Origin of the sequence: Robertkochia aurantiaca (assembly GCF_020166495.1) — a bacterium.
In the GTDB taxonomy this organism is placed as follows: Bacteria; Bacteroidota; Bacteroidia; order Flavobacteriales; family Flavobacteriaceae; genus Robertkochia; species Robertkochia aurantiaca.
Window position 1 is genome coordinate 492,214 of sequence record NZ_JAINZS010000002.1, and the last position, 22,726, is coordinate 514,939.

General features: G+C 44.6%; 26 protein-coding genes. 15 read left to right on the forward strand and 11 right to left on the reverse strand.

Annotation, left to right across the window (positions count from 1 at the left end; all coding sequences use genetic code 11):
- Positions 1-11 precede the first annotated feature (11 nt).
- The 3 genes from trpA to K7R10_RS04735 all read left to right on the forward strand — a co-directional run bounded on the left by trpA (position 12) and on the right by K7R10_RS04735 (position 2,527).
- A complete protein-coding gene (gene trpA, locus K7R10_RS04725; RefSeq protein WP_224483525.1) occupies positions 12-773 on the forward strand; it encodes a tryptophan synthase subunit alpha in 762 nt (253 codons plus the stop codon).
- Positions 774-814: 41 nt separating this feature from the next.
- Positions 815-2,311 carry a M20/M25/M40 family metallo-hydrolase gene (locus K7R10_RS04730; RefSeq protein WP_224483526.1) on the forward strand — a complete coding sequence of 499 codons (1,497 nt, stop codon included), beginning with the start codon at positions 815-817 and terminating at the stop codon, positions 2,309-2,311.
- Positions 2,312-2,377: 66 nt separating this feature from the next.
- Positions 2,378-2,527 (forward strand): hypothetical protein, encoded by a 150-nt coding sequence (locus tag K7R10_RS04735; RefSeq protein WP_224483527.1) that lies wholly within the window; start codon positions 2,378-2,380, stop codon positions 2,525-2,527.
- Here the strand turns inward: K7R10_RS04735 and K7R10_RS04740 are convergent, their stop codons facing one another.
- Positions 2,528-3,181 (reverse strand): uracil-DNA glycosylase family protein, encoded by a 654-nt coding sequence (locus K7R10_RS04740; RefSeq protein WP_224483528.1) that lies wholly within the window; start codon positions 3,179-3,181, stop codon positions 2,528-2,530.
- A 59-nt stretch (positions 3,182-3,240) separates the two neighbouring features.
- On the opposite strand from K7R10_RS04740, the gene K7R10_RS04745 reads away from it, so the two are divergent.
- Positions 3,241-3,369 carry a 30S ribosomal protein THX gene (locus K7R10_RS04745; RefSeq protein ID WP_224483529.1) on the forward strand — a complete coding sequence of 43 codons (129 nt, stop codon included), beginning with the start codon at positions 3,241-3,243 and terminating at the stop codon, positions 3,367-3,369.
- Positions 3,370-3,377: 8 nt separating this feature from the next.
- Here K7R10_RS04745 and K7R10_RS04750 read toward each other — a convergent pair whose 3' ends face one another.
- The 5 genes from K7R10_RS04750 to K7R10_RS04770 form a co-directional block, all read right to left on the reverse strand.
- A complete protein-coding gene (locus tag K7R10_RS04750; RefSeq protein WP_224483530.1) occupies positions 3,378-4,055 on the reverse strand; it encodes a TonB-dependent receptor plug domain-containing protein in 678 nt (225 codons plus the stop codon).
- A 54-nt stretch (positions 4,056-4,109) separates the two neighbouring features.
- On the reverse strand, positions 4,110-4,871 hold the full coding sequence (yaaA, locus tag K7R10_RS04755; RefSeq protein WP_224483531.1) for a peroxide stress protein YaaA: 762 nt from the start codon (positions 4,869-4,871) through the stop codon (positions 4,110-4,112).
- Positions 4,872-4,881: 10 nt separating this feature from the next.
- Positions 4,882-5,538 carry a VOC family protein gene (locus K7R10_RS04760; protein WP_224483532.1) on the reverse strand — a complete coding sequence of 219 codons (657 nt, stop codon included), beginning with the start codon at positions 5,536-5,538 and terminating at the stop codon, positions 4,882-4,884.
- Between the two features lie 81 nt (positions 5,539-5,619).
- Entirely contained in the window at positions 5,620-6,645 is a 1,026-nt protein-coding gene (locus K7R10_RS04765; RefSeq protein WP_224483533.1) for an RluA family pseudouridine synthase, read from the reverse strand.
- A 9-nt stretch (positions 6,646-6,654) separates the two neighbouring features.
- The gene (locus K7R10_RS04770; protein WP_224483534.1) at positions 6,655-7,224 is read right to left on the reverse strand and encodes a PASTA domain-containing protein; all 570 of its coding nucleotides are present in this window, start codon (positions 7,222-7,224) and stop codon (positions 6,655-6,657) included.
- 144 nt (positions 7,225-7,368) lie between these two features.
- Here K7R10_RS04770 and K7R10_RS04775 point away from each other — a divergent pair, with 144 nt between their 5' ends.
- Together K7R10_RS04775 and coaD are read left to right on the forward strand one after the other, a co-directional pair.
- Positions 7,369-8,364 (forward strand): D-alanine--D-alanine ligase, encoded by a 996-nt coding sequence (locus K7R10_RS04775; protein ID WP_224483535.1) that lies wholly within the window; start codon positions 7,369-7,371, stop codon positions 8,362-8,364.
- A 34-nt stretch (positions 8,365-8,398) separates the two neighbouring features.
- A complete protein-coding gene (gene coaD / locus K7R10_RS04780) occupies positions 8,399-8,860 on the forward strand; it encodes a pantetheine-phosphate adenylyltransferase (protein WP_224483536.1) in 462 nt (153 codons plus the stop codon).
- Between the two features lie 624 nt (positions 8,861-9,484).
- On the opposite strand, the gene K7R10_RS04785 is transcribed toward coaD, so the two are convergent.
- The 3 genes from K7R10_RS04785 to K7R10_RS04795 all read right to left on the reverse strand — a co-directional run bounded on the left by K7R10_RS04785 (position 9,485) and on the right by K7R10_RS04795 (position 12,622).
- Positions 9,485-9,625, reverse strand: coding sequence for a hypothetical protein (locus K7R10_RS04785; RefSeq protein WP_224483537.1), 141 nt, complete (start codon positions 9,623-9,625; stop codon positions 9,485-9,487).
- A gap of 650 nt (positions 9,626-10,275) precedes the next feature.
- Positions 10,276-11,868 carry a SulP family inorganic anion transporter gene (locus K7R10_RS04790; protein ID WP_224483538.1) on the reverse strand — a complete coding sequence of 531 codons (1,593 nt, stop codon included), beginning with the start codon at positions 11,866-11,868 and terminating at the stop codon, positions 10,276-10,278.
- 151 nt (positions 11,869-12,019) lie between these two features.
- A complete protein-coding gene (locus K7R10_RS04795) occupies positions 12,020-12,622 on the reverse strand; it encodes an NUDIX hydrolase (protein WP_304621895.1) in 603 nt (200 codons plus the stop codon).
- A 7-nt stretch (positions 12,623-12,629) separates the two neighbouring features.
- Here K7R10_RS04795 and pyrE point away from each other — a divergent pair, with 7 nt between their 5' ends.
- Positions 12,630-13,274, forward strand: a complete 645-nt coding sequence (gene pyrE, locus K7R10_RS04800) for an orotate phosphoribosyltransferase (RefSeq protein WP_224483539.1) — start codon at positions 12,630-12,632, stop codon at positions 13,272-13,274.
- Between the two features lie 2 nt (positions 13,275-13,276).
- Entirely contained in the window at positions 13,277-13,669 is a 393-nt protein-coding gene (locus K7R10_RS04805) for an SRPBCC family protein (RefSeq protein WP_224483540.1), read from the forward strand.
- Positions 13,670-13,703: 34 nt separating this feature from the next.
- Here the strand turns inward: K7R10_RS04805 and K7R10_RS04810 are convergent, their stop codons facing one another.
- Positions 13,704-14,435 carry a biotin--[acetyl-CoA-carboxylase] ligase gene (locus K7R10_RS04810; RefSeq protein WP_224483541.1) on the reverse strand — a complete coding sequence of 244 codons (732 nt, stop codon included), beginning with the start codon at positions 14,433-14,435 and terminating at the stop codon, positions 13,704-13,706.
- A 91-nt stretch (positions 14,436-14,526) separates the two neighbouring features.
- Between K7R10_RS04810 and rsfS the strand changes: the two genes are divergently transcribed.
- The 6 genes from rsfS (at position 14,527) to K7R10_RS04840 (ending at position 19,370) form a co-directional block, all read left to right on the forward strand.
- Entirely contained in the window at positions 14,527-14,895 is a 369-nt protein-coding gene (gene rsfS / locus K7R10_RS04815) for a ribosome silencing factor (RefSeq protein ID WP_224483542.1), read from the forward strand.
- 16 nt (positions 14,896-14,911) lie between these two features.
- Positions 14,912-16,888: an ATP-dependent zinc metalloprotease FtsH gene (gene ftsH, locus K7R10_RS04820; protein ID WP_224483543.1), complete on the forward strand. Its 1,977-nt coding sequence runs from the start codon at positions 14,912-14,914 to the stop codon at positions 16,886-16,888.
- 130 nt (positions 16,889-17,018) lie between these two features.
- Positions 17,019-17,630, forward strand: a complete 612-nt coding sequence (locus K7R10_RS04825) for an LUD domain-containing protein (protein ID WP_224483544.1) — start codon at positions 17,019-17,021, stop codon at positions 17,628-17,630.
- Between the two features lies 1 nt (position 17,631).
- On the forward strand, positions 17,632-18,447 hold the full coding sequence (locus tag K7R10_RS04830) for a phosphatidate cytidylyltransferase (protein WP_224483545.1): 816 nt from the start codon (positions 17,632-17,634) through the stop codon (positions 18,445-18,447).
- Complete coding sequence (locus K7R10_RS04835) at positions 18,437-19,084, forward strand: phosphatidylserine decarboxylase family protein (RefSeq protein WP_224483546.1); 648 nt, start codon at positions 18,437-18,439, stop codon at positions 19,082-19,084. Before K7R10_RS04830 ends, K7R10_RS04835 begins: the two co-directional genes overlap by 11 nt.
- Before the next feature lie 10 nt (positions 19,085-19,094).
- On the forward strand, positions 19,095-19,370 hold the full coding sequence (locus K7R10_RS04840) for an acyl-CoA-binding protein (protein ID WP_224483646.1): 276 nt from the start codon (positions 19,095-19,097) through the stop codon (positions 19,368-19,370).
- 167 nt (positions 19,371-19,537) lie between these two features.
- On the opposite strand, the gene K7R10_RS04845 is transcribed toward K7R10_RS04840, so the two are convergent.
- A complete protein-coding gene (locus K7R10_RS04845) occupies positions 19,538-22,171 on the reverse strand; it encodes a valine--tRNA ligase (protein WP_224483547.1) in 2,634 nt (877 codons plus the stop codon).
- A 126-nt stretch (positions 22,172-22,297) separates the two neighbouring features.
- On the opposite strand from K7R10_RS04845, the gene K7R10_RS04850 reads away from it, so the two are divergent.
- Positions 22,298-22,684 (forward strand): DUF1573 domain-containing protein, encoded by a 387-nt coding sequence (locus K7R10_RS04850; protein WP_224483548.1) that lies wholly within the window; start codon positions 22,298-22,300, stop codon positions 22,682-22,684.
- Positions 22,685-22,726: the final 42 nt, after the last annotated feature.

Sequence of the window (22,726 nt, forward strand, 5' to 3'; positions counted from 1 at the left end):
TTCGCATACGTATGAACCGCATAAGCGCAACACTGCAAAAAGATAAGAAACTGCTTTCCATATATTTCACAGCGGGCTATCCCGAATTGCACGATACAGGCACCATTATAGAAAAACTGCAGGAGAGTGGCGTCGATATGATAGAGATCGGGCTGCCATTCAGCGATCCCCTGGCAGACGGCCCCACCATTCAGGAAAGTTCCACCCGGGCACTTAAAAACGGCATGACCACTAAAATACTGTTCGAACAACTCAGAGATATCCGCAAACGAGTCGATATTCCCCTTATCATTATGGGATATTTCAATCCCATACTGCAGTACGGGATCGAAGAATTCTGTTCGAAGTGTGCCGAAACAGGTATAGACGGACTGATCATACCTGATCTTCCTGTCGATGTATACCGCGAAAATTACCAGCCTGTTTTCAAAAAATATGGTTTGTTTAATATGTTTCTGATCACTCCCCAGACTTCCGAAGAACGCATTCGTTTCATAGATCAGGAATCTGAAGGTTTTATTTACATGGTGAGTTCTGCCAGCGTTACAGGGGCCAAGAGCAGTTTCGGAGAGGAGCAACAGAAGTACTTCAAAAGAATCGCAGATATGAACCTGAATTCCCCGCAGATTGTTGGCTTCGGCATCAGCAACGCTGAAACATTCAAGGCAGCCACCGGGACAGCGAAGGGGGCCATCATCGGATCGGCCTTTATCAAGTATCTCTCAGAAAACGGAGCGGAAAAAACCGCTGATTTTATTAAACAGATCAGGTAATTGAAAAGAAAGCAGTAATTTTTACTCAAAATACCGCAACTATGAAATTTCAAATCTCCCTTCTATGCGTTTTGATGAGTTTTTTTATACAAGCTCAGGAAAGGCACCCAAGACTGCTGGCGGCTATCGAAGAAATCCGTGAATTTACAGCCATTCCGAACGATGCTTCCAACCTTTCTGATATCGATGATAATATCATCTGGCTGAAAAAGAGATTCGCAAAAAGGGGTTTCAGTACTATGGTACTGAAGACCTCAAACGCACCTCTGTTTTTTGCCAATACGCGTATCAGAGATGACCGGCCCACCGTTCTTTTCTATATGCACTTTGACGGACAGCCGGTCGATGCCAAGGCATGGAATCAACCGAACCCTTATCAGGTAGTGCTCAAACAGCCCAGGGAGGGCAATTTTGACGAGGTCTCCTGGGAGGAACTGGAAAAAGAAAAAATCTCCATGGACCTGAGGCTATTCGGGAGATCGGTCTCCGACGATAAAGGCCCTATCATCATGTTTCTTAATGCCTATGATGAACTGCTGGCCTCTGGCCGCGAACCGGCATTTAACATCAAAGTCATACTCGACGGAGAAGAAGAAAAATCAAGCAAGCCCTTACCTGAAGCTGTCAGGCAATACCGGGAATTGCTGCAGGCAGACATGCTAATTATCAATGATGGCCCGGTGCATGCCAGCGGAAAACCAACTATCGTTTTCGGCTGTCGGGGAATCACAAGCCTGCAGCTTACCTCCTATGGCCCTATTGCGCCACAGCACAGCGGTCATTATGGAAATTATGCTCCCAACCCGGCATTTACCATGGCGCATTTGCTGAGCTCTTTAAAAAAGGAAGACGGAAGCGTACTCGTGGAAGGTTTTTACGAAGGCATCGAATTGGATGAACCACTCACTCAAATTCTCGCCGAAGTTCCCGATGACCAGGAAGGCATACGTAAAAATCTCGCTATCCACAGCGCTCAGAAACCGGGAAATAATTACCAGGAATCCCTGCAGTTCCCCTCTTTAAACGTCAGAGGTCTCAGCAGCGGGTGGACAGGCAGTCAGACCAGAACCATCATTCCTGACCGTGCCGTTGCAGAGATCGATATCAGGCTGGTACCCGAAACCCCGGGAGCCCGTCAAAAGTCATTGATAAGAGAATATCTGACAGCGCAGGGATATCACCTGGTGGATGATGAACCTGGCAAAGATATACGAACGAATTACGATAAGGTGATCCGATTCGAAGAAGGCAGTGTTACCGATGCCTTCAGAACCGATATGAATCACCCCTATGCTTCCTGGCTGCAGCAGGTGCTACAAACCACATTCGAAGAAGAACCGGTACGTATCAGGATCATGGGAGGAACCGTTCCCATCGCCCCCTTTATCAATGCCCTGGAAGTTCCCGCATTCATCGTTCCCCTTGTAAACCCCGATAACAACCAACACAGTCCTGATGAAAATATCACCCTGGAACAGATAAACTACGGCCTTAGGTTTTACGAAGGCTTGTTTTCAAGCTCATTAACAGGAATTTAAATCAATTTTAAGAAGAATAAACTTAATCTTTCCTATATTATAAGTGAACCTTAAAACAGAAGAACGATGGGAAAGATTGAAGATAACAGACTAAAAAGAAAAAAAGAGAAGAACAACGAAAACAACCCGGTGAATCCAACCGGAAAAACCAATATTGACACCAACGATTTCGATATTGACGAGAAAACTATTAAGGATCAACAGAACAAGAAATAATCAGAGAAATTCTGAATATTGCTGAACCCTGAATTCAAAAGTGTTGAATTCAGGGTTTTTTGCTTTCTGCAACTTGTATTCGGGTAAAGCACCCACTGCCCTGTTGGCCGCACCTGATGGGGCGGTCAGGGAAACTGTAGTAATCAGGCGGTCATCCAAAATGAACCGATGCACACGTGGTACGCTTTTTTTAACCGCCTCTAGCTTTATACCATATGCAATCAACTGCCTCCTGAAATGATATTCAGGGCCGTTCTTGCTGTTGCCGCCAGTGAATAAAAGAGTGTGCACATTTGGAAGTTCACGAAGAGCCCCGGTCAGGTCCCGAAGTTCAATATCCTGCATTCCCAGGTCAGAAGCATCTATCTTATCCCGTCTTGCCGCCTCCACAATATCGAAAATCCCCATTTTTCTTCTTTTCAAAAACTCTGCTCTTTGCCTGACCGCTTCATAACTATTATCGTAAAGCAGGTTCAGATCAAAAATACGGTCAATGATGGGCCAAAGCATCCCGTCCCTGCTTCCGTAGGGAAAATCAACATCATCAGGTTTCAGATCTCCTGTAGTAAACCTTGGAGGCGGCAAAGTGCCCACTATAAGCCTGGTTGCGCCATCGGGAACAAAGGGTGAATAAGGGTGTTTATGGTAGAACATTACTTTCTGTTTTCTTTGAAAATAGTTATATTAAAGAGAACCAAAAATCATAAACAACCATGGGAAAAGGAGATATTAAATCAAGAAGAGGTAAAATCTATCGTGGTACGTACGGCGTTCGCAGACGCAGAAAAATCAAAAAGAAAGCTCCGGTAGAAGAAAAACTGAGTATCGATACCAAAAAATAATTGCAACATTATTCCTTTTTGAGGCTGATGAGCAATACCCCGTTACTGCCCCGGGATCCATATATGGATGCAGCTGCATCTTTTAAAAATTCAATGCTTTTTATTTCATTGGGATTCAGGTAGTCAATGGAACTCACTATTTGCCCGTCAACGACTAAAAGGGGCTGTCCGCCTCCCCTGAAGCTATCGGCTCCTCTCATATAAATACGGTTACCCACCACCGTTACCCCGGGCACCCTTGAACGTATCAGGTCGTAGATATTGGTAAATGCTGAAGGATTCGCAACAGCTTCTGAAAAATCGACCTTGCCGACACTGTAAGTAGCGTCTTCACTATCTACTTTTCCATAACCCAGGTCGGTTTGTTCATCAACGGCGAAACCACTGTGCTCCTGGTCCAGAAACACAAACGATAAACGTTCCTGCCCCTCATATTCAACACTCATCAATCCTTTTTTCTTTGCCACCACAGAAATTACCTGTGTATCCGGACTCACCTCAACTTCAAAATATCCCCTGGCATTACTGGTTTGTCCGCTGAACTTTCCGTCTATATAAATACGGGCATCGGCTATGGGCTCGCGTTCATGATCTTTTACCGAACCCAGTAACTTAATCTTTTCCTGAGCTCTCATATTCAACATCAGCATGAAGAACATGAGCACAACTACACCTATTTGTCTCATTATCTTTGGTTTGCTATATAAGATAGCAAATTTTAACCTGCTTTAAAACTATAACTATCGTATAAAAACGGGCTCATTTTCTTTTTTGGTGTATTCTTCGCTATATGAGTAATCATCATAATCGAAGCCTTTCAGGCCTTCGAGGCTTTCGACCTGGTTCTCGACCATATATCGCACCATAGATCCCCGGGCCTTTTTGGCATAAAAACTGATGATCTTTAGCTTCCCGTTCTTCCAGTCTTTGAATACCGGGCTGATAACCGCTGTCTTTAGCTTTTTCTCATCAACAGCACCGAAATATTCCTTACTGGCCAGGTTTACAAAAAGCTCATTTTCCTTAAGCTCTTTATTGAGTTCAGCAGTTATGCGTTCTTTCCAGAAGTCGTAAAGATTCTTATTATTTCCTACCGAGAAATTCGTGCCCATTTCAAGGCGGTATGGCTGCATAAGATCGAGTGGTTTTAAAACGCCATATAATCCGCTTAAGATTCTAACAGAATTCTGCAGATAATCGATGTTCTCTTCAGATATGGTATAGGCGTCCAGACCTGTATAGACATCTCCGTCAAAAGCGAAGATCGCCTGCCTGGCGTTCTTTTTATCAAACGGAACCTCAAAATCCTGGTTGCGTTGCCAGTTCAGTTCAGCCAGCTTTTCTGATATTCCCATCAGTTCCTGCAAGTCTGCGGGTGATTTTTCCCGCAGGGCCTTATTGAGCTTTACCGCCTCTTCGAGAAAAGCAGGCTCAGTTGCCTTGGCAACAGGCACTTCAGATTCGTAATTCAATGATTTTGCTGGTGATAAAACTAATTTCATAAAACAGGCATTAACATGTTACTGATTCTATTTTTCCATCTTTAAAGGCAAAATTATAATCTCCGGAGATAATAAAATCTGATTGCTCAACCGGGTCATCAGCCGGAAACCATGTTTTCTTCTCTCTGTCGACGATTATAAATAAGCCATTGGGATCTCCCACCGCGCAAAAGGAATCAAAATTACCATCATACATACCGACAGGCTTCAATTTCTGAAGGTTGTCGTAAAAGTCTTTGATATCAGAAACCGCCACCCCGATCTCACTGACGTTCAGGATGTCTTTTGCCGAGAACGCATCATTCACTCCGGGATGTGAAAGATCCCTGCGAGAGATGAATTCGACAATGTTTTTCTGACCATCATAAAAATAAAGCGCCCGGGCATTCCAGTTGGAAAAATCAATGATAGGTTCATCTTCGAACGGTATCAACTCTACCCGATCCCGTAACCACTCTAAAGCTTTGTGCTCAGCATACGGAGGGATGTTAAATGCAAAATGAGTGGGAGATGCGTTTTTTCTGTAACAGAACCTCAGGATGGTATCGCCTGCGATTATTTCCAGGCCTTCCTCTGTTCTGCTGACCGGAAAACCCAGAACATCAGCATAAAACCTGAACTGTTGCTCAGGTACCGATGTGAATAATGTAAGTTCTCTGATGCGCATGGAGTATATAAAGGTACTAAGTAAGCCTTTATCACCCAATGAAGCCCTGACATTTTAATCTTATCAGCTCATAACAAACACCTATGAAAGGTCCTGATGCCTGGCGTAGTTCCTCCACCGATCCAGGCATTCGGCCATATCCCTTGGTATTTCTGAATCGAAACTCAACCATTCACCTGTTTCCGGATGTTCAAAAGAGAGCGTTTTGGCATGTAAGGCCTGTCTTGGAAGAGTCTTAAAGCAGTTCTCAACGAATTGCTTGTATTTGGTAAAGGTAGTTCCCTTCAGGATCTTATCTCCTCCGTAGCGCTCATCATTAAAGAGCGTATGTCCGATGTATTTCATATGCACCCTTATCTGATGGGTTCGCCCCGTTTCCAAACGGCAGCTCACAAGAGTGACATAACCAAATCTTTCCAATACGCGATAATGGGTGACAGCTTCCTTCCCCTGATCGCCATCAGGAAACACCATCATTTGCAACCGGTTCTTAGGGTTGCGCCCGATAGCTCCCTCAACCGTACCTTCATCCTCTTCCACATTTCCCCAAACGAGAGCCACATATTCCCGCTCACTGGTTTTGTTGAAGAACTGTTTTGACAGATGATTCAATGCCTTCTCGGTTCGCGCTACCACCAGGAGACCACTGGTATCCTTGTCGATGCGATGTACCAGTCCCGGGCGCTCATCACTGTTCATTGGCAGATTCTGGAAATGATAGATCAGGGCATTGATAAGGGTGCCCGAATAATTCCCATGACCGGGATGCACAACCATCCCTGCCTCTTTGTTCAGCACGATCAGGTCTTTGTCTTCGTAAACGATATCGAGAGGAATGTCTTCAGGCGTAAGCAGATATTCATGGGGCGGGTGCTCGAAAAGCACTTTCACCTCATCGTTGGCTTTTACCTTGTAGTTTTGTTTAACCACTGTACCGTTCACATGGATATTGCCATTTTTGGCAGCCTGCTGAATTTTGTTCCGGGTGGCGTTTTCTATAAAGTTCATCAGGAACTTATCAACCCTCAGTGGCTCCTGCCCCTTCCCCGCTTTGAAACTGTAGTGTTCGTACAGTTCGTCATTTTCTTCTGTTTCGAAATCTGCCATTAGTTCTGTTTATTCAACCACAACCTCGGCCTCATTGCCGTTTCCGCAGACCAGTTCGACTTTAGTGGTTTTGGGCAGTTGATGTCCGGGATTGATGTTCTTACCCTCATGGCGAATGTAATACACCATGTCTTTCCCGATCTCATTAATATAGGTGACTTCTCCCACCTGCAGACCTACGGCCTTCAGCATGGATTCTGCATTTCTTCTTGTTTTCTGTATCACATCGGGAACGCTCACCGTGCGGTAGCCCGAAGGATTTATGGTCAGGTAGATCTTTCTTCCCTCCTTCACCTGTTTATTGGGTTTCGGGTTTTGCTCGATCACCGAAAAACGCGGATAATCAGGGTTGAAATTAGTGGAATCCAGCACCACATAGTTCAACTGGGCCTGTTCGAGAATCTCATCGACCTGCCGAAGAGATTTTTTCGAAAGATCAGGTACCAGAACGAACTCTCCGTGGTTGGTGGTGATCTTCAGGTATTGCATAATACCGATCACAAGTACCAGTACCACTGCAAATGCAAGCAGGACTTGTTTCAGGAAGACTTTACTCAGGACAAATTTGATCAATTTCATCTATAAAATTTATGAGGCAAATATATAAAAACTACGAGGATAAAGCCTGTGAGGGATTTCGCTAAGACAGATAAATTTTCCCTTCATTACTTTCAGAATTAATAATACATTTGGATAACGTAAGAACAGCCTGAATCAATATAAATGAAAAAAAATATCGGAGTGATCATGGGAGGGTATTCTTCAGAATACCAGATCTCACTGAAAAGCGGACAAGTGGTCTGCGACAATCTTGACAGCGATCGCTATAATGCATTTCCCCTTCATATTCTGAAAGATAAATGGGCATGTGTCATGCCTGACGGAAAAGAGTACGCGATAGACCGTTCAGATTTCTCTGTAACGATAGAAGGAAAAAAAATCAACTTTGACTGTATATTCAATGCCATACATGGCACTCCGGGCGAAGATGGCTTTATGCAGGCTTACCTCAAATTACTCGGCATCCCTCAAACCGCCTGCGATATGTACCAGGCGGCCCTTACCTTTAACAAAAGAGATTGCCTGGCGGCCCTGAAACCTTACGGTATCAAATGCGCCACTTCCTACTACCTGAATAAAGGAGACCAGGTTGACACCAGGGCAATCATTGAGAAAGTAGGTCTTCCCTGCTTCGTAAAGGCAAATAAGGCAGGTTCCAGTTTTGGAGTTTCAAAAGTACACGAAGAGAGCACCCTTCAAAAGGCGATCGACAGCGCTTTCAATGAAGATGACGAGATCATCATCGAATCCTTCCTTGAAGGACGTGAGGTTTCTGTCGGTGTGATCAGATACCAGGGCAAGGTCACCGTACTCCCTATTACCGAGATCGTTACAGAGAACGACTTTTTTGATTATGAAGCCAAATACCAGGGCAAATCACAGGAAGTGACCCCTGCCGATCTCGATACTGAGCTGGAAGAAAAAATAAGGAATATCGCTGCCAAAGTATATCAGGTTTTAAAACTGAAAGGATTCAGCAGAAGCGAATATATATTGGTAAACAACGAGCCGCACTTACTGGAGGTGAACACCATTCCGGGCCTTACCCGTGAAAGCATACTTCCACAACAGGCAAGGGAAGCAGGCATCACACTTCCTGAGCTGTTCGGGAACGCGATAGAAGAAGCACTCAAAAGCGCTCATGCCATACAAGCGTGAATTCGTATCTTTAAAAAAACGAAAGCCGACAACTATGCGAAGAGCTATCTTTCCGGGATCTTTTGATCCCATTACTCTGGGGCATTACGATATTATTACCAGGGGCATCACCCTTTTTGATGAACTTATCATCGCCATCGGTATCAATGCCGATAAGAAATATATGTTCCCCCTGGAACAGCGAATGCGATTCATCGAAGAGGCATTTAAACATGAGCCCCGAATCAAAGTAATGACCTATGAAGGCCTCACCGTGGATTTCTGTCGGAAGGTGGAAGCAGAATTTATTCTGAGAGGTCTTCGAAACCCGGCTGATTTCGAGTTCGAAAAAGCAATCGCCCATACCAACCGGAAACTTTCAGAAATAGAGACGGTCTTCCTGCTTACCTCCTCCGGGAAAAGCTATATATCTTCATCGATCGTTCGTGATGTGATCAGAAATGGCGGTGACTATAGCGGACTGGTACCAGAAACGGTGAAGGTGGATGGGCAGTGAGGTAGTGAGATAGTGAGATAGTGAGATAGTGAGGTGGTCAGGTAGTCAGGTGGTCAAACAGTCAAATGGTCAGATGGTGAGATGGTGAGATAGTCAGAAGGTCAGGAAGTCAAAGGGTTCGGGCTTTTCCATATTCCCGAATCCCCACACTCCATCCCGCTTCTCGCTTCCCGAGAAATAATCAAATAATACGTCTTTGCGAGCCTCAGGTAATGAGGCGAAGCAAATCTTTCAAAGACTACTTAGACATTCAGTTAGAGATATCCATATACCTATGTACCCGTGTACCTCCATACCGAATTGGCAGATTCTTCGCTGCGCTCTGAATGACGGTTTTCATGAGGTGGTCAGGTAGTCAAATGGTCAAATGGTCAGAAAGTCAAATAATACGTCTTTGCGAGCCTCAGGCAATGAGGCGAAGCAATCTTTCAAAGACCACTTAGAAATTCAGTTAGATATATCCATATACCAATGTACCCGTGTACCTCCATACCGAATTGGCAGATTCTTCGCTGCGCTCTGAATGACGGTTTTCATGAGGTGGTCAGGTAGTCAGCTGGTCAAACAGTCAAATGGTCAGATGGTGAGATGGTCAGATGGTGAGATGGTGAGATGGTGAGATAGTCAGAAGGTCAGAAAGTCAAAGAGTTCGGGCTTTTCCATATTCCCGAATCCCCGCATTCCATCCCGCTTCTCGCTTCCCGAGAAATAATCAAATAATACGTCTTTGCGAGCCTCAGGCAATGAGGCGAAGCAATCTTTCAAAGACCACTTAGAAATTCAGTTAGATATATCCATATACCCGTGTACCTCCATACCGAATCGGCAGGTCCTTCGCTGTGCTCTGAATGACGGTTTTCATAAGGTGGTCAGGTAGTCAGGTGGTCAAACAGTCAAATGGTCAGATGGTGAGATGGTGAGGTGGTGAGATGGTGTGATTGATAAACAGTCACCATCAGTTATTGTCACCCTGAGCTTGTCGAAGTCACCCTGAGCTTGTCGAAGGGAGCCGGTAAAAGTGGACTGGTCTGCGGCTATCCAAAATAGTTTTATTCAGAGGGTCAAAAGGCCAGGCAGTCAGTCGGTGAGGTGGTGAAATAGTGAGATGGTGTGATTGATAAACAGTCACTACATCAGTTATTGTCACCCTGAGCTTGTCGAAGTCACCCTGAGCTTGTCGAAGGGAGCCGGTAAAAGCGGACTGGTCTGCGGCTATCTAAAATAGTTTTATTCAGAGGGTTAAAAGGTCAGATAATCAGGCAATGAGGTAGTCACTATAAAAATGGATTGATAGACAGAATCCCGACATCCCTGCATAACCCCATAACCTCATAACCTCATAACTCCATAATCCCATAACTCCATACCCTCATAACCCAAAAAAAATACCCCCGGATTATCCGGGGGTATTTTTTTTATTCCATAACCTGTGCCATGACGTGATATCTCGGGTCATCTATATCTTCTTCGATCACGGTAGCCAGTCTCGGAGAGGCTTTGATCATGAGTCGCTGACATTCTTCACTCAGGTGTTTGATGCGCACCTTTTTTCCCGCTGCCTCATATTTACCCACCAGGTTAAAAAGCGCTTCCAATGCTGAATGGTCGGCCACTCTTGATTCCATAAAATCGATCACCACATTATCGGGATCGTTCTTCACATCGAATTTACTGTTAAAAGCCTGTACACTTCCGAAGAAAAGAGGTCCCCAGATCTCATACACCTTGGTACCATCTTCCTGTACGGTCTTTCTGGCACGTATACGCTTGGCGTTCTCCCAGGAAAACACCAGGGCAGAGATGATCACCCCGGCGATCACTGCGATGGCCAGATCAAAAATCACGGTAAGTACAGAAACGGCTACCAGCACAATGGCATCAGACAAAGGAATCTTACTGATCTCGCGAAAACTTGACCAGGCAAAGGTTCCTATCACCACCATGAACATCACGCCAACCAACGCGGCAATGGGCACCCTTTCTATCAGGCTGCTGGCAAACAATATGAACAAAAGCAAGGTAATGGCGGCCACTATTCCTGAAAGCCGGGTTCTGCCTCCTCCCTTGATATTGATAATCGACTGCCCGATCATGGCACATCCGCCCATACCTCCGAAAAGTCCCGTTACGATATTGGCACCTCCCTGCGCCATACATTCACGATTGGTATTTCCACGGGTCTCAGTAAGCTCATCGATAAGGTTCAGCGTCATCAGTGATTCAATGAGTCCGATCGCTGCCAGGATCAAAGCATATGGACCGATAAATCTCAAGGTTTCCAGATTCAACGGAACCTTTTCGAATATCTCCAGTTGCAACACGGGAAGCCCGCCTTTCAAACCGGTTCCTCCCCCATCACGAATAAAAGAACCCACTGTGGCTACATCGAGGTTTCCGATAATAACGATGGCAGACACCACCAGAATGGCGATCAGTGCTTCAGGTAATTTCTTATTGATCCTGGGCAGCCCCCACATGATCAGCATGGTCAGAGCCACGAAGCCGATCATGAGATACAATGACATACCTGACATCCAGACACGTTCTCCCCCTGTAACTTCCTTAAACATTCCCAGTTGAGAAAGAAAAATAACAATGGCGAGACCATTTACGAATCCCATCATCACAGGATGCGGTATCAAGCGTACGAATTTACCCAGCTTGAAGATACCTGCCAGCATTTGTATGATCCCCATCAGAATAACTGTGAGAAAGAGGTAGTATAACCCCATATTTTCGTCGGGGGCACCCATGGCATTTCCCTGGGCCACCAGGCTTACCATGACTACTGCCAAAGCTCCCGTAGCGCCGGATATCATACCGGGTCGCCCTCCGAATATCGAGGTGATAAGTCCTACCATGAAGGCGGCATACAACCCTACCAGCGGCGGAACACCGGCTACAAATGCAAAAGCGACCGCTTCCGGTATGAGTGCCAAAGCCACCGTAAGACCGCTGAAAATATCGTTTTTAGCATTTGCCGCGCGCTTGCGAATAAATTCTGTCATCCTTTAAATTTTAAGGGTGCAAAACTACTTGTTTTTTTCGTTTTGACAAGGCTGCAGAGAGAGAATGACGATTTGATAATGCAGAAGATGAATTCGCAATCGTTATAGTTTCAGCCTGAAGTAAGGAATTGAAAATCAATATGAAAAGCAATCATTCAGAAACTGTCACCCTTTCGAAAAAACCTTTGATATTGGCGTATGAATTGCTCAGCGCCTCTTCGATCTGATCATCTGAAAGCCATACGGCTTTTTCGATCCCCTCATCACACTGAGGTATGAGCTCCCCTTTGTATTTGGTAGACATTTTATACCAGTGGGTTTCCTTGAGCTTGATCACTCCGTTTCTTTTAAACAGGTGGTAAGTCACTCCGAGCAGGTCTCCGAGTTTGAGTTTTTTAGCTCCCGTTTCCTCCGCCACTTCCCTGATGGCGGCTTCTTCGATAGACTCTCCCTTATCGACCTTGCCTTTGGGCAGATCCCATTTTCCGTTTCTGAAAATGAACAGGGTCTCACCCTGCTTGTTTTGGACCAGCCCTCCGGCAGCCACTACAAGCGGTGCTTTTTTGGTAAACTTCTTTAGGAGATCCTTCTTTTTTGGATGATAGATCTGCGCTCCCTGAATCTTTCCTTTTTGCAGTTGGCTGACCACATCTTCAAGGTCAACCGTATCCATGAGAAACAGTTTAAAATCGGTTTCCTTGGCGATTTCAGAGGTTAAAAAAAGACGATGATCGTTAGCAAAAACTTCATACATTTGCACCATGATTTTTAACAAAGATACCGCCAGGAAAACAGCAGAACTTCTATTGCAAATAAATGCAATAAAATTGAATTCGAAAAATTTATTTACCTGGGCTTCGGGCTGGAAATCACCCATATACTGCGACAATCGCATCGTACTTTCATACCCGCCCATTCGAAACTATATCAGGGAACAGATGGCCCGACAGATCGAAGAGGTCTATGGAAAACCCGATGTTATAGCCGGAGTTGCCACAGGTGCTATCGGAATTGGTATGCTGGTTGCAGAATACATGAATCTGCCTTTTATTTATGTGAGGCCTGAACCTAAAAAACACGGACGGGGCAATCAGATCGAAGGACAATTGGAGCCGGGTCAGCACGTAGTGGTAGTAGAAGACCTAATAAGTACCGGCAAGAGCAGCCTCAACGCAGTAAAAGCCCTGAAAGAAGGAGGGGCTGTTATAAAGGGAATGATCGCGATATTCACCTACGGTTTCGCAGTGTCTGAAGAAAACTTTGAAAAGGAAGGCGTTAGCCTGCATACGCTCAGCAACTACGATCATCTGCTGGAACAGGCCACCGAAACACATTATATTAACGAAAAAGAAATGAACACTCTGAAAGACTGGAGACTTAATCCTTCAGAGTGGAAACAGCAATAATTATGACCATAGAAACTCCTAAAACCACAGTCAACAAATCTCCTGAAGAGCTGTTCAACTTTCTGAGCCAGGTGGAGAACTTCGAAACACTTATGCCTGACAACATCAGCAAATTTGAGGTGTTGGAAGAAGGCAAATTTCTTTTTGCCCTTCAGGGAATGCCTGAGATCGTTCTAAAGCTTAAAGACCAGGACCCTCACAAGAAGGTCGTATTAGGTGCCGCCAGCGACAAACTGCCTTTTACCCTGACAGCCGACATCGATGAAGCGGCAGACAATAAAAGCGAAGCTAAACTGGTATTCGAAGGAGAATTTAATGCCATGATGGGGATGATGATCAAGGGACCAATCACCAAATTCATCAATACCCTGACCGAAAACATGTCTAAACTTTAGATATCAAACTTTTCGGCTTTAAACTCACACCCTGCTAATACAGCAGGGTTATTTCTTTAAGGTCAAATCGTTGCCGTACTTCGTCTTCAAGGCGAATAACAAGTTTCCCTCCGGTATCGACCCCCTCTATAAAACCCATTATCAGTGCTCCGTCGGGTTTTTTAAAAGTAGATGGCTTTTCTCTTCTGAAAAGCATGGACTCATACTCGCTTTTCAGCAGACCCAGTTCCCGGTTCTCAACCAGCTGTTCCATCTCGTTAATTCCTTTAATGATTCGCTGCATCACTTCATCACGGTTATAATGAATTCCTGTGATACGTTTCATCGAAGAAGCGTTCAACAGATCTTCAAAGTCGAGCTGATTCACGTTCAACCCTATCCCGATTACAGAAGATCTCATTTGGTTTTCCTTAAAGATGTTTTCTATGAGAATACCGCATATTTTGGCATTCCCTGACAAAATGTCGTTCGGCCATTTAATTCGCAGTGAAGGAATATCAAAGGTTTCCAGGCCTTTCAGAATACCCAGGGAAACAGCCATGCTAAGATAGAACTGCTCTTCCCTCTGCAGGCGCCTGATCTCCTTGAACAGGCTAAAGGTAAGGTTCTTACCGGGTTCACTGCGCCATACTGTTCCCATTTGACCCCTCCCTGAGGTCTGTTCATCACTGACCACCACGGTATTATCTGAGACCCCGCCGGAAGCGGCCATCTTCTTAAGATAGCTATTGGTCGAATCGATGGCATTAAGTTTGATAATGTTCATGAAAAGGGTTTCCTTTAAAATGTAATCTTATGTTAAGAGGGGAGCCCTGAAAAGATAAAAAATAATAACTTTGTGAAAATAAAATTTTTTAATGGCAAAAGCGAATAGTAGTGCAGATCAGTTAATAACATTTATCTTAAAGGGAATTGAAGAGGTTAAGGGAAAGGATGTAAACATTTTAGATTTAAGAGATATAGAAAACACTGTTTGCGATTACTTCATTATCTGTAATGGTACTTCAAATACTCAGGTAAACGCCATCGTAAATTCCATCCAAAAAACGGTCAGTAAAGAGTTAAAAGACAAACCATGGCATGTTGAGGGAACTGATAATGCTGAATGGGTATTGATCGACTACGTCAACGTCGTGGTTCACGTGTTCCAGAAACACATCAGAGAATATTACGACATCGAAGGATTATGGGGTGATGCCAAGGTTACAGCTATCCCTTCCAATTAAATTTAAGTTTTAGTAAATGGCAAAAGAGAATAACAACAACAACAATAATAATACGCCCAAAAAACCCAGGTTCAGTTCATACTGGATCTATGGGGTGATACTGCTTTTCATCATTGGAATGCAGTTTTTTTCCGGAGGAAGTGGATGGTCTACTCCCCCTGACATCACACCGGCCAAACTCCAGGAATACCTGAGAGCGGGAGATGTTAAAAAAATACAGATTATTACCAATACCAGGCAGGCGAAGGTCTACCTGGATACGGAAGCTCTTGAAAAAGAAGTTCACAAGAATGCACAGAGTAAATCCCTGCTGCCTTCAACTTCACAACTACCTCAATATCAGCTCAAGTTCGGTGACCTGCAGAATTTTGAGAATGAGGTCAGTACAACCATACAGGAAAACGACCTGGAAACTTCTGTAGAGTTCGAGCAGGAATCCAACCTTCTGGGTGACCTGTTGCTCACACTGCTGCCATTTGTGCTGATCATCGGGATCTGGATATTCCTCATGAGAAGAATGTCAGGTGGTGCAGCCGGCGGTGCCGGAGGGCAGATCTTTAACATCGGTAAATCAAAGGCGAAGCTCTTTGATGAAAAGACCGACATGAAGGTCAGCTTTAAGGATGTTGCCGGATTGGAAGGGGCTAAAGAGGAGGTTCAGGAGATCGTAGACTTTTTGAAGAACCCTGAAAAATATACTTCCCTTGGTGGTAAAATACCTAAAGGAGCCTTACTGGTAGGACCTCCGGGTACAGGTAAAACCCTGCTCGCGAAAGCGGTGGCAGGAGAGGCAAAAGTGCCTTTCTTCTCGCTTTCGGGTTCAGACTTCGTTGAGATGTTTGTAGGGGTGGGTGCCTCAAGGGTACGCGACCTGTTCAAACAGGCGAAAGATAAAGCTCCGGCGATCATATTCATCGATGAGATCGATGCCATCGGTAGGGCTCGTGGTAAAAACAATTTCACCGGCAGTAACGATGAGCGGGAAAACACCCTCAACCAGCTGTTGACTGAAATGGATGGTTTTGGCACTAACACTAATGTGATCGTGATCGCAGCCACCAACCGTGCCGATGTCTTAGATAAGGCACTCATGCGGGCGGGTCGATTTGACAGACAGATCTATGTCGATCTCCCTGATGTACGGGAACGCAAAGAGATCTTCGAGGTTCACCTCAGACCCATCAAGACCTCTGAAAAACTGGATATGGAGTTTCTCGCGAAACAAACCCCCGGCTTCTCAGGTGCAGATATCGCCAATGTTTGTAACGAAGCAGCCCTGATCGCTGCACGAAACGGGAAAAAAGCCGTTGACAAACAGGATTTCCTGGATGCGGTAGACCGTATCGTTGGAGGATTGGAAAAAAAGAACAAGATCATCACCCCGGAAGAGAAAAAGACCATCGCCTTTCACGAGGCCGGTCACGCTACGGTAAGCTGGTTGCTTGAACATGCAGCTCCCCTGGTGAAGGTTACCATCGTTCCCCGCGGACAAAGCCTCGGTGCAGCATGGTACCTGCCGGAAGAACGATTGATCGTTCGCCCCGAGCAAATGCTTGACGAGATGTGTGCCACCATGGGTGGAAGAGCAGCCGAAAAAGTGATCTTCGATAAAATATCAACCGGTGCACTCAGCGATCTCGAAAAAGTGACCAAACAGGCCAGAGCCATGGTTACCATCTACGGACTGAATGACCAGATAGGAAACCTCACTTATTACGATTCTACCGGTCAGACCGATTATAACTTCTCCAAACCATACAGTGAGGAGACGGCGAAGATCATCGACAAGGAGATCTCCAGAATCATTGAAGAGCAGTACAAAAGGGCCATTGAGATACTGGAGAAGAACAAGGATAAACTCACAACCCTGGCAGAATATCTTCTTGACAAGGAAGTTATTTTCAAAGATGACCTTGAGCGCATCTTCGGCAAAAGACCTTTTGAAAAAAAGGACAAAGAAGAAGAGGAAGCTGAAGAGTTACAGGAAAACTAGGACTTTGGTTAACAATATAAACTCCGGGCACAAAATTGTTTTTTGTGCCCGTATTTTATAAATAACCATATTATTTCATACTTTTAAGAACAGAGCAAGAAAGAATCACCGATACCCCCATTAATTTATAATGAGCTTATTTAAACGACTTTTTGGAAAAAATTCTGGCAAGGATTCAAAACCTGAAGGCGCTGAACAGCGAGGTAAGTTCATGCCTGAAGTCAAGCTCCCCACCGATGAAAAGTTTACCATCAACTTCAAGAAAAACGGTGGTAAGTTTCTCTATTGTGATTCCATCGACGAAATTCATGACTGCTTTGCCAATATCCTGCAAGAAAATCAATGGAATACAGAAGATATATGTTGCCTTGATGACTCTCTTAAAAAAAGCTTTCAACCTCCATTTAAACTTCCCTCCCGAAAGAACTGCAGGGGAGCCGAGGCTTTTCTAAGCCGTTGTGAGTACCTGGTGGCCGACAATGGCTCCCTGTTGATCAGCTCCAACCAAATAGGAGAAAGTAAACTTAATGAACTGCCCGGTAACTTTGTGATCTTTGCCACTACAAGCCAGTTAATCGACAATATCGGTGAAGGGCTTCGCGGAATCAAATCCAAAAACCGCAGCGTGATACCTACAAATATCACCACCATTAAGAACTTTACCATGAGCGAAGAAAAAGATTTCCTCACCTATGGTAGTAGTTCAAAAAACTTATATTTGCTCCTACTGGAAGATTTATAGTATGAGAGAACTTCTGAAGCGCTCGATCACCGGCGTTCTATACGTATTGTTACTTCTCGCAGCGGTTTTTTTGAGCAATGATGCTTTTGATTTTCTCTTCCTTATTTTTGGGCTGGTCTGCCTTTATGAATTCAAACGCATTATAAGACTCAGAGGATACCTGGTCTTTATCGCCTTTCTGCTCTTATGGTGGGTGTATATCTATATACTGAATACCATTTCATACAAGGAGACCCTGAAGACCCTGTTGCTGATTGCCTGTATCTCTTTCGATCTCTTATTGCTTATCGACCTGTTCACCATCAAAAAGATCAGGTACAGCAACGAAATGAAATTCCTCACCAGCCTTTTCTATATAGGAGGTGGCTGTATATTTCTGACCATGATACCTTATCGGATCGATCATTTTGCCAAACCTCTGATTATTGGTATTTTTATATTGATCTGGGTAAATGATTCCTTCGCTTACCTGGTTGGAAAGACTTTCGGCAAACGAAAACTCTTTGAACGTGTTTCTCCAAAGAAAACTATAGAAGGCTTTCTAGGAGGTTTATTTTTTGCATTGCTTGCGGCCTATCTCCTATACAGATATGGTCATGAGTTAAACCTGGCTCAATGGATCCTGCTTGCACTGGTAGTGGTAATTACAGGCTCCCTTGGCGACCTGGTCGAATCGATGTTTAAAAGAAGAGCGGGAGTGAAAGACAGCGGAGCCATCCTGCCGGGTCATGGCGGATTGCTGGATCGGCTGGACAGCCTGGTTTTCGCCGCCCCTTTTGCTTATCTAATGCTACAAATTTTCAACTATGTTTCATAAGGAAGGATACAAGATCATCATTATCACCCTTTTCTTGGTTATAGCCGGGGTGTTATCAGCTCATTTTTATATCGACAAAGACTGGATCCGCATCCTGGTGCAGATGATATTTCTGGTCTTGCTCATTCTTATTTTGCAGTTTTTCCGCAATCCCAAAAGACTCATATCACCTGATGACGCAACAGTTATCGCTCCTGTAGATGGAAAAGTGGTGGTGATCGAAAAAGTATTCGAAAAAGAGTACTTCAAAGACGAGCGCATTCAGGTATCTATTTTCATGTCGCCCATCAATGTACACGTGACCCGGTATGCTATCGGAGGAAAGGTCACCTACAGTAAATACCACCCGGGGAAATACCTGGTGGCATGGCATCCAAAATCTTCTGAAGAAAACGAACGTACCACTGTCGTGATCAAGAACCCGGTCTATGGGGAGGTTTTATACCGTCAGATTGCCGGAGCCATGGCCAAGCGTATTGTGAACTACGCCAGGGAAGGCCAGGAAGCCGTACAAGGCGCAGATGCCGGTTTTATAAAATTCGGATCTCGTGTCGACTTGTTTCTCCCGCTTGATGCCGATATAAAAGTCGCTCTGCATGAAAAGGTCAGAGGAGGCGTTGATGTTATCGCAACTTAAAAAGTACAACATGAAAGGGAAGGAACTAGATAAGACCTTCAGGGAAGCAGTTGACCGTATCAACGAATATGACCAGATGCTGCCTGCAGACTTTTTATTACGGTTATACGCCTACTATAAGCGCGCTACAAGAAGCACAGACCCTCCGGGCAGTAAGCGATCGATCATCAATGCATTCAAAGCAAACGCGCTTTTTCAGGTTCAGGATATTTCTGAGAGCGAAGCCAAAAGAAAGTATATCGAACTGGTCAATTCGTATTTTGACAGTTTAGACTCCCAACCTTAATAATCACCTCCCGCTCCTTATACTCTCCCAGCTTACGTATAATTCTTAATTTTTGCCGGATTTATGGATTGCGATTTAACACGGCTGCTATACTCCATCAAATAAAAAAGAGGACCACAGGGGTCCTCTCTTGATAAAATTTACAGCATCAAAACCGTATGAAGCTATTACTGCAGGCCGGCAAGACTTTCTTTTAGGGTCTCTATCTTAGCCAGGGCATCAGCCTCTTTCTTTCGCTCCATTTCCACCACCTTTTCCGGGGCACTGTTTACGAATCTTTCGTTGGAAAGTTTTTTGCGTACGGTTTTAAGAAATCCTTCGGTATATGAAAGTTCTTCTTCTATTTTCTTCTTTTCACTCTCGACATCAACCGATCCCTCCATTGGAATGAAATATTCATTTGATCCGACCCTGAAAGATATAGACCCCTCTATCTTCTCATTGGTATAGGATAGCTTTTCAATATTTCCCAGTTTGGTAATTACCGGATCAAACTCTTTACCTGTACCCTCGTTATCGAGCACATAAAGCTCGAGGCTGTTCTTCTGAGCGATATTTTTTTCTTTACGTACAGTTCTGATACCTGAAATCACTTCTGCAGCAAAAGCGAAACGGGACACCAGCTGCTCATCAGCCTTTTCATACTCAGGCCAGGAAGCAACGATCAGGGCATCTTCCGGCATACGCTCCTCCATATGCTGCCAGATTTCTTCGGTGAGGAAAGGCATAAAAGGATGTAAAAGTTTGAGGTTGTCTTCAAACAGGGAGATCACCTCAGCGAATGTTTTCTTATTAACGGGTTGCTGATAGGCAGGCTTGACCATCTCCAGCAGCCATGAACAGAAGTCATCCCATATGAGTTTATAGATTGCCATGAGCGCATCTGAGATTCGGTATTTCTCAAAATGATCTTCTATCTCAGCAAGTACGGTATTGAATTTATTCCTGTACCAACTTGTAGCTATGGCTGCATGTTCAGGCTGGCCTATCGTATCATCAATATCCCAACCCTTCACAAGTCTGAAAGCATTCCAGATCTTATTGGCAAAATTCTTTCCCTGCTGGCATAATGCCTCATCGAATAAGAGATCGTTACCCGCCGCAGAACTCAGTAAAAGTCCCACGCGCACCCCATCAGCGCCATAATCCCTGATCAACTGCAGGGCATCGGGTGAATTTCCGAGGGATTTCGACATCTTTCGACGTTGTTTATCCCTGACCAAACCGGTAAGATAAACGTTAGTGAAAGGCTTTTCGTCTCTGAACTCGTAGCCGGCAAAAATCATTCTGGCCACCCAAAAGAAAAGTATATCAGGACCTGTGACCAGGTCGTTGGTCGGATAATAATATTTTATCTCCTCATTTTCGGGCTCTAGTATACCCCCAAAAACACTAATGGGCCATAACCATGATGAAAACCAGGTATCTAATGAATCTTCTTCCTGTTTCAGATCCTCAGCCTGTAACTCCTCCTTTCCGGTAGCCTTTCTCGCAAGATCCAATGCTTCTTCAATAGTGGCTGCGACCACAAAATCTTCTTTCCCTTCTCCGTAATAAAAAGCAGGAATACGGTGTCCCCACCATAATTGACGGGAAATATTCCAATCTCTGATATTTTCGAGCCAGTGCTTGAAAGTGTTTTCGAACTTTTTAGGGAACAAACGTATATCCCCCGTTTCAAGAACGGCTTTAAGCGCCGGTTCAGAAAGATCTTTCATCTTAAGAAACCACTGATCAGAAAGCCTGGGTTCGATCACCGCCTTTGTCCTTTCTGAAGTACCCACCTTATGCATATGGGGTTCGGTTTTTACAAGTGATCCCAGGGATTCCAGCTCTTTCACGATGGCCTTACGAACCGCAAAACGATCCATGCCCTCATAATGGAGGCCGTTAGCATTAACACTGGCATCGTCATTAAAGATATCGACCACTTCAAGCCCGTGCTTGTCGCCGAGCATTTTATCATTTTCGTCATGGGCCGGGGTCACCTTAAGACAACCGGTTCCGAATTCCATGTCTACATATTCATCCTGAATTACAGGGATGGCCCTGTTCACAACAGGTACTATGACCTTCTTACCAGCGAGGTGTGTATATCTTTCATCATCAGGATGAATACAGATAGCCGTATCTCCTAAAATGGTCTCCGGGCGTGTAGTAGCGATGATTACTTTCTCATCACTGCCTTCGATCTGATAAGCCAGGTGGTACAGGTTACCCTGACGCTCTTCATAGATAACCTCTTCATCTGAAAGAGTGGTTTTTGCTTCAGGATCCCAGTTCACCATTCGGTGACCCTTATAGATCAGCCCTTTATTATATAATTCAACAAAGACCTTGATCACCGAAGCCGACATATCGTCATCCATGGTGAATTTGGTGCGTTCCCAGTCACAGGAACACCCCAGCTTTTTTAACTGCTCCAGGATCACTCCACCATACTCGTGAGTCCAATCCCAGGCGTGTTCCAAAAACGATTCCCGTGTCAGGTCGCACTTCTCTATTCCTGCTGCTTTCAGCTTAGCGACGACCTTGGCCTCGGTAGCAATCGATGCGTGATCGGTACCGGGAACCCAGCAGGCATTGTAGCCTTTCAGGCGGGCCCGTCTTATAAGCACATCCTGAATGGTATTATTCAGCATATGCCCCATATGCAGCACCCCGGTCACGTTGGGTGGCGGGATCACAATGGTATACGGCTCCCTTTCATCAGGAACCGAGCGAAAATACTTGTTCTCCATCCAGTAATCATACCATTTTGATTCGGCTGAACCGGCATCATATTTCGAGGGAATCGTCATTTGTTATATGGATTTTTCAATGAAAATGCAAAAGTAGCACTATCGGCAGGATTTTAAAAGAAATCGATAAATTTTGCCGGTACACAGAAAGTGGTTAACTTTGATTCAATCTTAAATCTTAGACTTATGAAAAAATTACTAATGCTGATGTTTCTGAGCCTTGCCAGTATAGGCCTGTACGCTCAGGATACTCAAGCCAAGATCGAATTTAAGACCGACGTGATAGATTATGGAGAGATCGAGCAGGGAAGCGATGGCGTTCGTGTTTTTGAATTCACAAATACAGGTAATGCTCCTCTGGTAATCTCAAAGGTTTCATCTTCTTGCGGATGTACGATCCCTAAGAAGCCAGAAGAACCCGTAATGCCAGGTAAAACCGGAAAAATAGAAGTGAAATACGATACCAACAGAGTAGGTCCGATCAGAAAGACCATAATGGTTCTTTCCAATGCTTCCAATCCTACCGTAGCCCTGAAGATCAAAGGAAAAGTAGTTCCCTCTTCAGGTAAGTAAGGTATATAAACGAAGGTTTACAAAAACCGTCTGCCACCAAGC